Genomic DNA, 265 nt, shown 5'->3' on the forward strand with positions numbered 1-265 from the left:
GCCTCGCAATGGCTCGAATTCAATGACATGGACGCTCTTCTGCACTGGAATCAGAGTCCCAGGCGGAATTTTGGGTTCCTGGTCGAAGTTGAAGATGCCCAATTGAACCGACGCGACCCATCGAAGTACATTCAAACCACCACTTGCACACACAGCGACGACCAAGAAGGTAAGGCTACCGATGGGACCTTGTGAGTCTGGACGCATGGCTAAAGCCAAGAGTTCCATTTCAGAACCCTCCATGGCTTTACCCAGTGCTTTGAGG

1 protein-coding gene is annotated in these 265 nt (G+C 52.1%); it reads right to left on the reverse strand.

Going from position 1 to position 265, the window contains the following annotated elements:
- A partial coding sequence (locus JEM65_RS22665) for a hypothetical protein (protein WP_233530814.1) occupies positions 1–265 on the reverse strand: 265 nt, incomplete at both ends.

The sequence above is a fragment of the Gelidibacter salicanalis genome (assembly GCF_016469035.1).
GTDB lineage: Bacteria > Bacteroidota > Bacteroidia > Flavobacteriales > Flavobacteriaceae > Gelidibacter > Gelidibacter salicanalis_A.